The sequence below is a fragment of the Streptomyces marinisediminis genome, assembly GCF_026262575.1.
Classification (GTDB): Bacteria; Actinomycetota; Actinomycetes; order Streptomycetales; family Streptomycetaceae; genus Streptomyces; species Streptomyces marinisediminis.
Genome location: NZ_JAPKFL010000038.1, coordinates 1 through 11,822 on the forward strand (window position 1 = coordinate 1; position 11,822 = coordinate 11,822).

Genomic DNA, 11,822 nt, shown 5'->3' on the forward strand with positions numbered 1-11,822 from the left:
ATCCTCGCTGTTGTGTATCTCAAAGAAACCTCAACCATCCCGAACAGACCGGGACGGCCGGGGCATCAACAATCTGGCGTTGACTTTTGGTGCACTGTTGAGTTCTCAAGGAACGGACGCTTCCTTCGGAAACCCTCTCAGGTGTTCCTCCGGGCGCTTCCCTTCGGTGTCTCCGACACTATCAGAACCGTTTCCGCCGAGCTAATCGGCTGATTCCTCAGTGGAATTCGGAGCGCTTCACGCGGAGCGATGGGAAACGCCACCGTCTCCCGCGAAGCCGTAGATTTTCCTGCCGCCTGCGCCTGATATTCGGCGTCTGGGCAACTGTTCGAATCTACCTCCCGGCAAGTACCCCGTCAAGGGCGCCTCCCGGGCGGAGTTGACCATAGCAGGACTCGGGCGCCCCACGCACATCGCGCGCCGTCCGGCGGCGCGAGCCCGCCGCAGCGCGGTCCCCACAGCTCGGTCCCGCACAGCCTGCGGCGCGCACCGCGTGCGTCAGGCCGCCGTGGGCACCGCCGCGGGGCGGTCGGCGGCGTCCACGTCCCCGGTCTCGCCGGCACGGACGGCCCTGCGGCCCAGGACGACCACGTACGCGAGGAACGCCGCCTCCGCCACCACGCCGATCGCCACGCGCGCCCAGGTCGGCAGTCCGGACGGCGTCACGAACCCCTCGATCACGCCCGAGACGAAGAGGACCACGGCGAGCCCGATGGCCATGCCGATCGCCGCCCGGCCCTCGGCCGCCAGCGCGTCGCGGCGGCTGCGCGGTCCCGGGTCGACGATCGTCCAGCCCAGCCGCAGTCCCGTACCCGCCGCGACGAAGACGGCCGTCAGTTCGAGGAGGCCGTGGGGCAGGACGAGCCCGAGGAAGACGTCCAGGCGGCCGGCCGCGGCCATCAGCCCCAGTCCCACGCCCAGGTTCGCCATGTTCAGCAGGAGCACCCACAGCACGGGGACGCCCAGCAGCGCTCCGAAGACGAGGCAGATGGCGACGGCCCGCGCGTTGTTCGTCCACACCTGGGCGGCGAAGGAGGCCGCCGGGTTGCTGGAGTAGTAGGTCTCGTAGTCGCCGCCCGGCCGGGTCATCTCGCGCAGCTCGTCGGGCGCGCCGATGACCGCCTGCACCTGCGGGTTCCCGGCCACCCACCAGCCGATCACCGCGGCCAGGAGCACGGACAGGACGGCGGTGGGCGCCCACCAGTGCAGCGTGCGGTAGACGGCGGCCGGGAAGCCGGCGGCCAGGAAGCGCCCGGCGTCCCGCCAGGACGAGCGGCGCGGTGCGGTGACGGCGCTGCGGGCGCGGGCGACGAGGCTGGTCAGCCGGGCGGTGAGGGCCGGGTCGGGGGCGCTGGCCTGGAGGTGCGAGAGGTGTGTCGCGGTCCGCTGGTAGAGGGCGACCAGCTCGTCGGCCTCGCCGCCGGTGCGCGGCCGACGACGGCGGAGCAGCTCCTCCAGCCGGTCCCAGTCGGCCCGGTGCGCGGAGACGAAGACGTCGAGGTCCATGGGGAGAGCTTCGCAGACACCGGCGTGGCGGTCCGCCGGGGGCGATCGGCAGACTGGGGGTACGGACGAGGAGGGGATGGACCGTGAGCGAACTGGTGACGGGCGACGCGGTGGTGCTCGGGCTGCGGCCCGCCCGGCTGCCCAGCCGGGCGGTGGCCGTCTGCATCGACCTGGCCGCGCTGCTGACCGGCTACCTCCTGCTCACCATCCTGGTGCTCACGGCGGTGGGCTCGCTGGACGCCGCGGCGACCGCGGCCGTCAGCGCCGGCCTGGCGGTGCTCGTGCTCATGGGTGTGCCGGTGGCGGTGGAGACGCTCTCCCACGGCCGGTCGCTGGGGAAGCTGGCCTGCGGGCTGCGCGTCGTCCGGGAGGACGGGGGGCCGATCCGGTTCCGGCACGCGCTGGTGCGCGGTCTGCTGGGCTTCGTGGAGATCCTGGCGACGCTGGGTGTGGTGGCGTGCGTCGCGTCGCTGGTCTCGGCGCGCGGGCGCCGCCTGGGCGACGTGTTCGCCGGGACGCTGGTCGTCCGCGAGCGGCTGCCCGTGCCGCGGACGGCCACGGTGCCGCCTCCACCGCCGTGGCTCGCCGGGTACTTCGCCGACCTGGACCTCTCCCGGGTGCCGGACCCGCTGTGGCTGGCGGTGCGCCAGTACCTGACGCGCAGCGAGCAGCTCGACCCGCGGGTGAGCGCCTCCATGGCCGCCCGGTTGGCGCAGGACGTGGCCGCGTGGACGGGGGCCGCACCGCCCCAGGGGGTGCCGCCCGTGGGGTACCTGACCGGGGTGCTGGCGGAGCGGCAGGGCCGGGAGGCGCGCCGTGCCTGGGGCACGGGCGGGCCGCGTCCGCAGGCCGCGTCGCACGCGCCGCATGGATCACACGGGCCGCACGCGCCGCACGGGCCGCACGGGCCGCACGCACCGCACAGACCGCGCCCGGAAGCCGCGTCGCACGCTCCGGCGCCCCACTCCCCCGCGCCGGCGGCCCCCTCCCCCGCCGCGCCCGGGGCCGCCTCCGGGCCGCCACCCGCGCCCCCGGCCGGCGCTCCGGAGCACGGCGACGGCGGCACCGCGGGCGGCGGCACCGCGGGCAGCGGCACCGCGGGCAGCGGCACCGCGGGCGGCGGCACCGGCTTCGTGCCGCCGTCCTGAGCGCCGGCCGGTTCGGCTCAGTCGAACCGCGACGGCGGTGACTCCAGTTCCTCCAGCTCCACGCCGGGGGCCGCGAGGACGACGTCCCCGGCGAGGTGCACGGTGTGCTGCTCGCCCGTCTGCAGGTCGCCGACCCGGTACTCGTCCGCGATCAGCGGGTCGCTGTCAGTGGCGTGCGCTTGGCTGTCCACCAGTGACCAGGACTGGTCCACGGTGCGCGGCGCGAGCACCGGCGGGGTGAGGGCGACGAGCCGGACGCGGGTGGGAGCCGCGCCGAGAGCGGGGCGCAGCAGGCGTGCGGTGGCGACGAGGAAGGCGGGTGACGCCCCGGCGAAGGCGTGGGCGGCGGCGTTGCCCTCCTGCGCGTGTTCGCCCTCGGGGTCGGAGCGCACCCAGGTGACGCCGTCGAGCGCGGCGCCCCGCACCTGCCAGTGGGCGGTGGACAGGTGGAGGCGCAAGGGGCGGCCCAGCAGGTCGAGGGTCAGGTCGACGGAGCCCGCGGGGGCTCCGGAGGGAGTGGTGAGCTGGGAGACGTAGCGCCAGCCGGAGGGCCCGGTGGCGCACTGGAAGCGTTCGTCACCGTGAGGAGTGTGGTCGTGCGGGTCGTGGAGCGAGTAGCGGCCGCGGGGCATGGTGGGTCCTCGATACGACGGGCCCCCGCCGCCCGGTGGTGGGGCGGCGGGGGCCGGATACCGACTGCTGCGGTGCTCGGCGGCGGTCCGTCAGCGGCCGTGGCGGCCGCGGGACCGGCGGCCGGTCGGTGGCGTCAGTAGCGGTAGTGGTCGGGCTTGTACGGGCCCTCGACGGGGACGCCGATGTACTCGGCCTGCTCCGGGCGCAGCTCGGTCAGGCGGGCGCCGAGCGCCTCCAGGTGCAGCCGCGCCACCTTCTCGTCGAGGTGCTTGGGGAGCACGTAGACGCCGGTGGGGTACTCCTCGGTCTTGGTGAACAGCTCGATCTGCGCGATCGTCTGGTCGGCGAAGGAGTTGGACATCACGAACGAGGGGTGGCCGGTGGCGTTGCCCAGGTTCAGCAGGCGGCCCTCGGACAGCACGATGATCTTCTTGCCGTCCTCGAAGGTCCAGGTGTGCACCTGGGGCTTGACCTCCTCGCGCACGACTCCGGGGACCTTCGCCAGACCGGCCATGTCGATCTCGTTGTCGAAGTGGCCGATGTTGCCGACGATCGCCTGGTGCTTCATCCGCACCATGTCCGACGCCATGATGATGTCCTTGTTGCCGGTGGTGGTGACGAAGATGTCCGCCGTCTCGACGAAGTCCTCCAGCCGTGCCACCTGGTAGCCGTCCATCGCGGCCTGCAGCGCGCAGATCGGGTCGATCTCGGTCACCACGACCCGCGCGCCCTGCCCGCGCAGCGACTCCGCGCAGCCCTTGCCGACGTCGCCGTAGCCGCAGACGACGGCGACCTTGCCGCCGATCAGCACGTCGGTGGCCCGGTTGATGCCGTCGATCAGGGAGTGGCGGCAGCCGTACTTGTTGTCGAACTTCGACTTGGTCACCGCGTCGTTCACGTTGATCGCGGGGAAGAGGAGGGTGCCCTCCTGGTACATCTCGTACAGCCGGTGGACGCCGGTCGTGGTCTCCTCGGTGACGCCGCGGATCTCCGAGGCGAGCTGGGTCCACTTGCCGGGGGTCTCGGCGATCGTGCGGTGCAGCAGTTCGAGGACGACCCGGTGCTCGTCGTTCTCGGCGGTCTCGACGGCCGGGACCTCACCGGCCTTCTCGTACTCGACGCCCTTGTGCACCAGCATCGTGGCGTCGCCGCCGTCGTCCAGGATCATGTTCGGGCCGCCGGTCTCGGTGCCCGGCCAGGTCAGCGCCTGCTCCGTGCACCACCAGTACTCCTCCAGCGTCTCGCCCTTCCAGGCGAAGACGGGGATGCCGGCGGCGGCGATGGCGGCGGCGGCGTGGTCCTGGGTGGAGAAGATGTTGCAGGAGGCCCAGCGCACCTGGGCGCCCAGCGCCGCCAGCGTCTCGATGAGCACGGCCGTCTGCACCGTCATGTGCAGCGAACCGGTGATCCGCGCGCCGGCGAGCGGCTGCGCGGCGGCGTACTCCTCGCGGAGCGCCATCAGGCCGGGCATCTCGTGCTCGGCCAGGGTGATCTCCCGCCGGCCGAACTCGGCCAGGGACAGGTCGGCGACCTTGAAGTCCTGCGCGGTCTCAGGCGTCGTCATGGGGGCTGCTCCTCGGTCGTGGGTCGAGGTACGGGCTGGCTCGTCTGCGGCAGCGGGCAGGGTACGCGGAAACACGTGCCGTCCCGCAACGGCGCGCACGCGCCTTCGCGGTGGCACCCTACGGACCCAGTGGTCCCCTGGCCGCAGCGCAGTCCGTCGGAGGCCCTCTCTCCCTCGACCGCCCCGCAGGCGCGGGACGCCCGACCGCCATCAGCAGCGACGTCTGTGCGGGTACGAATCTACACCGTTCACCCCGTCAGCCGAATGCCCCCGTCGGCGGCGGGGGTGCTCAGGGCGTCGCGGTGGCCCCGCCCACCTGCGGCTCCGTCCGGAGCAGGTCGGGTTCGAGGTAGATGACGCGAGCCGTGGGCACGGCTTCGCGGACGCGCTGCTCCGCGGCGTCGATGGCGCGCGCGACCTCTTCGGCGGTGTCGTCGTGCCGCACCGCGATCTTGGCGGCGACCAGGAGCTCCTCGGGGCCCAGGTGCAGGGTGCGCATGTGGATGATGCCGGTGACCGCCTCGCCGTCCACCATCGCGGCGCGGATGGCGGCCAGGTCCGCCCGGCCGGCGGACTCCCCCAGCAGCAGCGACTTCGTCTCGACGGCCAGCACGATGGCGATGACGACCAGGAGCACGCCGATGCAGACGGTGCCGACGCCGTCCCACACGCCGTTCCCGGTGAGCAGCGCCAGGCCGACGCCGCCGAGCGCGAGGACGAGGCCGAGCAGCGCGCCGAGGTCTTCCAGCAGGATCACCGGCAGCTCCGGTGCCTTGGCGTGCCGGACGAACTCCACCCAGGACTGGTCGCCGCGCACGGCGTTGGCTTCCTTGATCGCGGTGCGGAAGGAGAAGATCTCGGCGATGATGCCGAAGACGAGCACGCCCACCGGCCAGTACCAGTGCTCGACGGGGTGCGGGTCGGAGATCTTGTGGTAGCCCTCGTAGACGGCGAACAGCCCGCCGAAGCTGAAGAGCACGATCGCGACGAGGAAGCTGTAGACGTAGCGCTCCCGGCCGTACCCGAAGGGGTGTTCCTCGCTCGCGGCGCGTTTGGCCCGCTTGCCGCCGAGCAGCAGGAGCCCCTGGTTGCTGGAGTCGGCCAGGGAGTGCACGCCCTCGGCGAGCATCGAGGAGGAGCCGCTGAAGGCCCAGGCGACGAACTTGGCCGCCGCGATGGACAGGTTGGCCAGCAGCGCGGCCACGATCGCCTTCGTGCCGCTGTGTGCGCTCATTGCCGTTCCTCCGGATGCCGACGGGTCGGACGTGACTGACGGGGCTGACGGGTCAGACGGGGCTGACGGGCCAGACGCGGCTGACGAAGCCGCCGGGGCCGAGGGCGTGTCGCCGGACGGCGTGTCAGGGTGTGGGGTGGCGCTCAGCCGGGAGTGACGGCCACCGTGGCGCGGAAGAGCGTGCCGTCCCCGCCCGCGTGCACGGCGCGTTCGGCCGGCACGTAGGCCGACTGGCCGCGCTTCAGGAGCAGTTCGCCGCCCTCGGCGTCCCGCAGCGTGACGGCGCCCGCGGTGCACAGCAGGATCTGCGCGGCCGGCGCCGTCACCGCGCGTGGTGCGGCGCCGGCCGGGATGACGTGCCGGGAGAGCCGGAACTCCCCGGCGGGCGTCTCGTAGACCTCGGCTCCGCTGCCGTCGGCCTCGGGGCGCAGCACCGCGGGCTCGCGCGGGGTGAAGCGGACGACGCGCAGCAGTTCGGGCACGTCGACGTGCTTGGGGGTGAACCCGCAGCGCAGCACGTTGTCGGAGTTGGCCATCAGTTCGACGCCCAGGCCGCTGAGGTAGGCGTGCGGGACGCCCGCGTCCAGGTACAGGGCCTGCCCGGGCTGGAGGCGCACGTGGTGCAGGAGCAGCGCGGCGAGGAAGCCGGGGTCGCCGGGGTGGTGGTGCGCGGCGGCGGCGCAGGCGGCGTAGGCCGCGGCGTGCGGCCCGCCGGCGGCGGCGAGGCGTTCGGCGGCGGTGACGGCCGCGGCGAGGGTGGGCGCCAGCTCGGCGCGGTCGGCGGAGAGCACCGCCGTCAGCAGCTCGCGCAGGGCGGCGTCCTCGGGGTGGGCGTGCAGCAGGTCGACGTAGGGCTTGAGTCCGTCGACGTCGAGCGCGGCCAGGAGTTCGGCCGCCTGGTCGGCGCGGCGGAATCCGCACAGGCCCTCGAAGGGGGTGAGCGCGCAGAGCAGTTCGGGCTTGTGCTGGGCGTCCTTGTAGTTGCGGTGGGGGGCGTCGACGGGGATGCCCGCGGCCTCTTCGGCGGCGTACCCCTCGGCGGCCTGCCGCTGGTCGGGGTGGACCTGGAGCGACAGCGGGACGGCCGCGGCGAGCACTTTGAACAGGAAGGGCAGCCGGGGCCCGAACGCCTCGACGCTGGCCGCGCCCAGCTCGCCCACGGGGTCGGCGGCGATGACCTCGCCCAGCGGCAGGCGCCCCGCGCCGCGGTCGACCCGGGAGGGCGCGCCGGGGTGGGCGCCCATCCACAGTTCCGCCTGCGGCTCCCCGGTGGGTTCGACGCCCAGGAGTTCGGGAATGGCCGTCGCGGAGCCCCACGCGTAGGGGCGCACGGTGTTGGTGAGACGGTCCATGGGGCGTTCCTCCGCGAGAGTGTCGAACGGGCCCTGACCTACGCGTGCGGTGAACTGTCCGGACGGCCGGCCGTGGGCGACGGGCCAGACTTACGCGTCGGTGGTGAGCGCGAGGTAAACCGCCGCGAAATCGGTGGTGGCGATGAGGTCGGCGGCGGCCTGCACGGCGCTGCCGTCCGCGCCGGGTTCCAGCTCACTGACCCCGGTGTCCTGCGCGTAGGCCAGCTCGCGGGCGGCCGGGGCGGCGGAGCCGGGGCCGGTGACGGCGTCGCGCAGCAGCACGAGCCGGGCGTGCGGCGGCTCGGGGTCCTCCACCCGGTCGCGGAAGAAGTCGTCCCCGTCCTCGGTGCCGCCGGGGAAGGCGCCGCCGAGCAGGGCGGCGTGGAGGGTGAGCGCCTCGGGGAGTTCGGCGGCGAGCGCGGGGCGCCCGGGCAGCGCGGCCAGCACGGTGGTGAAGTGCCGGGCGGCGGCACCCGCGACGGGGCCCTCGCTCCACAGCACGGGCAGCGCCTCGGCGAGTTCGACGGCGAGCGTCTTGGCCGGGTTGGTGTAGGTGGGGGTGGCGGGGCCGCAGCGTCCGGCGATGTCGTCGAGCCGGTCGGCGAGCGCGTCCAGCGCGTCGGGCGGGGCCGGGGCGAGTCCGAGGCGGTCGGCGAGGATCAGCAGCGGGGTGAGCAGCGCCCACAGGGTGCCGGGGACGAAGGGGCGGGCGCCGGGACCGGAGAGCCCGACGGCCTCGTCGGTGACGGCGCCGGGCCCGGCCTCCGCGGCCGAGCCGGGCGGTACCGGGCCCGGAGCGGCCGGCACCGCCAGGCCGTGGCTGCCGGCGACCGCCTCCGCCAGCGGACCGCCCGCCGGGCTGACGGCCACGACGGTGCAGCCGCGCCGGTAGGCCTGCTCGACGAGCGCGGTGAGCCCGGCCTCGGTGCCGTCGGGGGTGATGACGAGCAGCAGGTCCAGCGGCCCCGCCCAGCCCGGCAGCGTCCAGCGCAGGGCGGGCGGCGCGGCGCTCGTTCCGGTGGGGCGCAGCAGCGCGACGGGGACGGCGTCGTGGCTGAAGGCGGCGAGCAGGTCGGTCGCGCAGCCGGCCGCCGGGCCCGGCCCGGCGACGAGCAGACCGCGCGGACGGCCGTCGGGGCGCAGCGCGGAGAGCCCCGACTCGGTGGCGAGCCGGGCGGCGGTGCGGACGCGGGCGCCCGCCTCGGCGGTGCCGCGCAGCAGGGCGTGGTGGTCGGCGCGGGCCAGCGCGTCGGCGTCGTCGAGCAGCGACTCGTCCAGCATGAAAGCTGCCTTCCGTCCGTCAGGTGGGGCGGCGGGCCTCGTCCACCAGGAGGACGGGGATGCCGTCCCGGACCGGGTAGGCCAGGCCGCAGCTCTCGCCGGTGCACACCAGCTCGGTGGCGTCCTCGGGCGTGTGCTCCTCGCGCAGCGGGGCGTGACACGCCGGGCAGGCGAGGATCTCCAGGAGACCGGCTTCGAGCGGCATGAGTCCTCCAGCGAAGTGGTGCGGCTGGGGTCAGCCTACCGCCGGTGACCTGCCGACCGCCTGCGCGGCCGCGCCGCGGGGTGGCGGCCCCGGGCGCGGCCGGCTCAGGCGTTGACCAGCGCCAGCACCTCGTCGCGGACGCGGGCGCAGGTGCCGGCGTCACGGGCCTCGACGTTCAGGCGCAGCAGCGGCTCGGTGTTGGAGGGGCGCAGGTTGAACCACCAGTCGGCCGCGGTGACGGTGAGGCCGTCCAGGTGGTCGAGGGTGACGCCGTCGCGCTGCGCGTAGGCGGCCTCGACGGCGGCGGCGCTCGCGGCCTGGTCCGCGACGCGGCTGTTGATCTCGCCGGAGGCGGCGTAGCGGTCGTAGGCGGCGACGAGCTGGGACAGCGGGCGCTCCTGCCCGCCGAGCGCGGCCAGCACGTGCAGGGCGGCCAGCATGCCGGTGTCGGCGTTCCAGAAGTCGCGGAAGTAGTAGTGCGCCGAGTGCTCGCCGCCGAAGATGGCGCCCGTCTTGGCCATCTCCTCCTTGATGAAGGAGTGGCCGACGCGGGTGCGCACCGGGGTGCCGCCCGCCTCCCTGACGACCTCCGGCACCGACCAGGAGGTGATGCAGTTGTGGATCACCGTGCCGCCGCCGTGCTTGGCCAGCTCGCGGGAGGCGACGAGCGCGGTGACGGCGGACGGGGACACCGGCTCGCCGCGCTCGTCCACGACGAAGCAGCGGTCGGCGTCGCCGTCGAAGGCCAGTCCGAGGTCGGCGCCGGTCTCCCGGACACGGTGCTGGAGGTCCACGATGTTGGCCGGGTCGAGCGGGTTGGCCTCGTGGTGGGGGAAGGTGCCGTCGAGCTCGAAGTACAGGGCGTCCAGCTCCAGCGGCAGGCCGGCGAAGACGCTGGGCACGGTGTGGCCGCCCATGCCGTTGCCCGCGTCGACGACGACCTTCAGTGGGCGGATCGCGGTCAGGTCCACCAGCGTGCGCAGGTGGTCGGCGTAGGCGGCGAGCAGGTCCTGCTCGGTGACCGTGCCGGGGGTCGCGGCGGCGGCGGGCGGACCGGTGCGCTGCCACTCCTCGACCAGGGCGCGGATCTCGGCCAGGCCGCTGTCCTGCCCGACGGGCGCGGCGCCCGCGCGGCACAGCTTGATCCCGTTGTACTGGGCGGGGTTGTGGCTGGCGGTGAACATCGCGCCGGGCCGGTCGAGGTGCCCGCTGGCGAAGTAGAGCTGGTCGGTGGAGCACAGGCCGACCAGGGTGACGTCCGCGCCGCGCCCGGCGGCACCCCGCGCGAACGCCGTGGCCAGGCCCGGGCTGGACGGACGCATGTCGTGGCCGACGACGATCGGGACGCGGCCGGTGATCTCGGCGAACGCGGCGCCGAAGAGCCCGACGAGCTCCTCGTCGAGCTGGTCGGGAACGGTTCCGCGGATGTCGTAGGCCTTGATGATCTGCGACACGTCAGGCACGGGGGTCCCCTTCGGCGGCTCGGCGGTGTGGTCGGGCCCCAACCTACCCGGAGGAGGGAGCCGGTAGACCTTCTCCCCAGGTCGGCACGGCCGAAACGGCGCGGCACGGAAGCGGCCGGGACCCGACGAGCGGCCGAGACGCGCGGGACGGAAGCGGGACGCGACGAACGGGAACGGCCCCGGGAGCGGGCACGCGGCCCCCGGCGGGGCGGGCTGGGGCGTGCGGGCTCGGGGGCGTCAGGGCTCCGGGGAGCGCAGCACGCGCAGGTGGCCGCGGCGGGCCACCTCCATCGGGTCGATCTCCGGGCGGCGCGCGGAGGGCTCGGGACGGTCGGCGGCGCTGGGGGCGCGGGCGGCCTCGCGCACGGCGTCGGCCAGGGCCTCCAGGTCGTCGCCGCTGTGCCGTGGCTGACCCGGCGGGACGGCGAGGCGGACGACCTCCCAGCCGCGCGGTGCGGTGAGCCGCTCGGAGTGGTCCGAGCACAGGTCGTAGCAGTGCGGTTCGGCGTAGGTGGCCAGCGGGCCCAGGACGGCGGTGGAGTCCGCGTAGACGTACGTCAGCGTCGCGACGGCGGGGCGGCCGCACGCGGTGCGCGAACAGCGACGTACAGGGCTCACGATGTTGGACGGTACCGCACTCGCGGGTGGGCCGCGATGACTCCGCTCGGCGTCACCCGGCCGTGTCGTCCCGCTTCGCCCGGAAAGTACGGGCCGGGGAGAGCGGGACTGAGCAGGGCAAAGGCCCTGCGGTGCGGCGGGCTCCCAGCGGGGCGGCCGCGGGCGGGCGGTGCGCGGTGGTCAGTCGGCGGAATGGGCACCGTCAAGGGCGTCCAGGAGGCGGTCGGCCGCGGATCAGCAACCGTTCGAAAAGGTCACCGGTCCGGTCATCCGGGGACAGCGCGTGGGGGCCCCGATACGCTCGGGGGTGATGAGCGACGCCGTACCGCCGCGCCGGTCGCCCGACCGGCCCCGGCACCGAGACCGCCACGGGCGGGGCATGCGCGGCCCCGTCGCGCCCCCGCAGGTTCCGCTGGCCGTCAGCCGGGCCGCCTCGTTCGACACCCTCGTGCGGGACTCGGCGGAACGGCTGGAGCGGAGCTGGCCGCAACTGGCCTCGGTGGCGTTCGGCGTGCAGGAGGTGCCGCTGCCGGAGGAGGGGACGGACGACTGGGACGGCCTGGGCTCCCCCGTGCCGCTGGGCCGCCTCGTCCCCGCGCGGGGGGACCGCCCCGACCAGGTGATCGTCTACCGGCGGCCGGTGGAGCTGCGCAGCAAGACCCGCGAGGAGCGGGCGCTGCTCGTGCACGAGGTCGTCGTCGAGCAGGTGGCGGAGCTGCTCGGGCAGTCCCCGGAGGCGATCGACCCGCGCTATGGGGAGGACTGAGGGCCGCCCCGCCCGCGCGACCGGGGCGCCGGCGCGGCGCGCCCGCCCGGCC

The 11,822-nt window shown here is 74.7% G+C and carries 12 protein-coding genes; 3 read left to right on the top strand and 9 right to left on the bottom strand.

The genetic code is table 11. The features are described 5' to 3' along the window. Nucleotides 1-213: hypothetical protein (locus OSB71_RS22440; protein ID WP_265950619.1), on the top strand; the 213-nt coding region annotated here is incomplete at its 5' end. A 285-nt stretch (nt 214-498) separates the two neighbouring features. Here the strand turns inward: OSB71_RS22440 and OSB71_RS22445 are convergent. Continuing rightward, nucleotides 499-1,506 carry a stage II sporulation protein M gene (locus OSB71_RS22445; RefSeq protein ID WP_265950620.1) on the bottom strand — a complete coding sequence of 336 codons (1,008 nt, stop codon included), beginning with the start codon at nt 1,504-1,506 and terminating at the stop codon, nt 499-501. A gap of 83 nt (nt 1,507-1,589) precedes the next feature. Here OSB71_RS22445 and OSB71_RS22450 point away from each other — a divergent pair, with 83 nt between their 5' ends. After that, nucleotides 1,590-2,654, top strand: coding sequence for an RDD family protein (locus OSB71_RS22450; RefSeq protein WP_265950621.1), 1,065 nt, complete (start codon nt 1,590-1,592; stop codon nt 2,652-2,654). A 17-nt stretch (nt 2,655-2,671) separates the two neighbouring features. On the opposite strand, the gene OSB71_RS22455 is transcribed toward OSB71_RS22450, so the two are convergent. The 8 genes from OSB71_RS22455 to OSB71_RS22490 all read right to left on the bottom strand — a co-directional run bounded on the left by OSB71_RS22455 (nt 2,672) and on the right by OSB71_RS22490 (nt 11,007). Further along, nucleotides 2,672-3,286: a hypothetical protein gene (locus OSB71_RS22455; protein ID WP_265950622.1), complete on the bottom strand. Its 615-nt coding sequence runs from the start codon at nt 3,284-3,286 to the stop codon at nt 2,672-2,674. 134 nt (nt 3,287-3,420) lie between these two features. Continuing rightward, nucleotides 3,421-4,851 carry an adenosylhomocysteinase gene (ahcY, locus tag OSB71_RS22460; RefSeq protein WP_265950623.1) on the bottom strand — a complete coding sequence of 477 codons (1,431 nt, stop codon included), beginning with the start codon at nt 4,849-4,851 and terminating at the stop codon, nt 3,421-3,423. A gap of 289 nt (nt 4,852-5,140) precedes the next feature. After that, complete coding sequence (locus tag OSB71_RS22465; protein WP_265950624.1) at nt 5,141-6,085, bottom strand: cation diffusion facilitator family transporter; 945 nt, start codon at nt 6,083-6,085, stop codon at nt 5,141-5,143. Between the two features lie 143 nt (nt 6,086-6,228). Next, a complete protein-coding gene (manA, locus tag OSB71_RS22470; RefSeq protein WP_265950625.1) occupies nt 6,229-7,437 on the bottom strand; it encodes a mannose-6-phosphate isomerase, class I in 1,209 nt (402 codons plus the stop codon). A 90-nt stretch (nt 7,438-7,527) separates the two neighbouring features. Further along, nucleotides 7,528-8,718, bottom strand: coding sequence for an SIS domain-containing protein (locus OSB71_RS22475; RefSeq protein ID WP_265950626.1), 1,191 nt, complete (start codon nt 8,716-8,718; stop codon nt 7,528-7,530). A gap of 19 nt (nt 8,719-8,737) precedes the next feature. Then, nucleotides 8,738-8,923 carry a Trm112 family protein gene (locus OSB71_RS22480; protein ID WP_265950627.1) on the bottom strand — a complete coding sequence of 62 codons (186 nt, stop codon included), beginning with the start codon at nt 8,921-8,923 and terminating at the stop codon, nt 8,738-8,740. A gap of 104 nt (nt 8,924-9,027) precedes the next feature. Beyond that, nucleotides 9,028-10,386, bottom strand: coding sequence for a phosphomannomutase/phosphoglucomutase (locus OSB71_RS22485; RefSeq protein WP_265950628.1), 1,359 nt, complete (start codon nt 10,384-10,386; stop codon nt 9,028-9,030). Between the two features lie 237 nt (nt 10,387-10,623). Next, nucleotides 10,624-11,007 carry a DUF3499 domain-containing protein gene (locus OSB71_RS22490; RefSeq protein ID WP_265950650.1) on the bottom strand — a complete coding sequence of 128 codons (384 nt, stop codon included), beginning with the start codon at nt 11,005-11,007 and terminating at the stop codon, nt 10,624-10,626. 307 nt (nt 11,008-11,314) lie between these two features. On the opposite strand from OSB71_RS22490, the gene OSB71_RS22495 reads away from it, so the two are divergent. Beyond that, entirely contained in the window at nt 11,315-11,770 is a 456-nt protein-coding gene (locus OSB71_RS22495; protein WP_265950629.1) for a metallopeptidase family protein, read from the top strand. Nucleotides 11,771-11,822 lie beyond the last annotated feature (52 nt).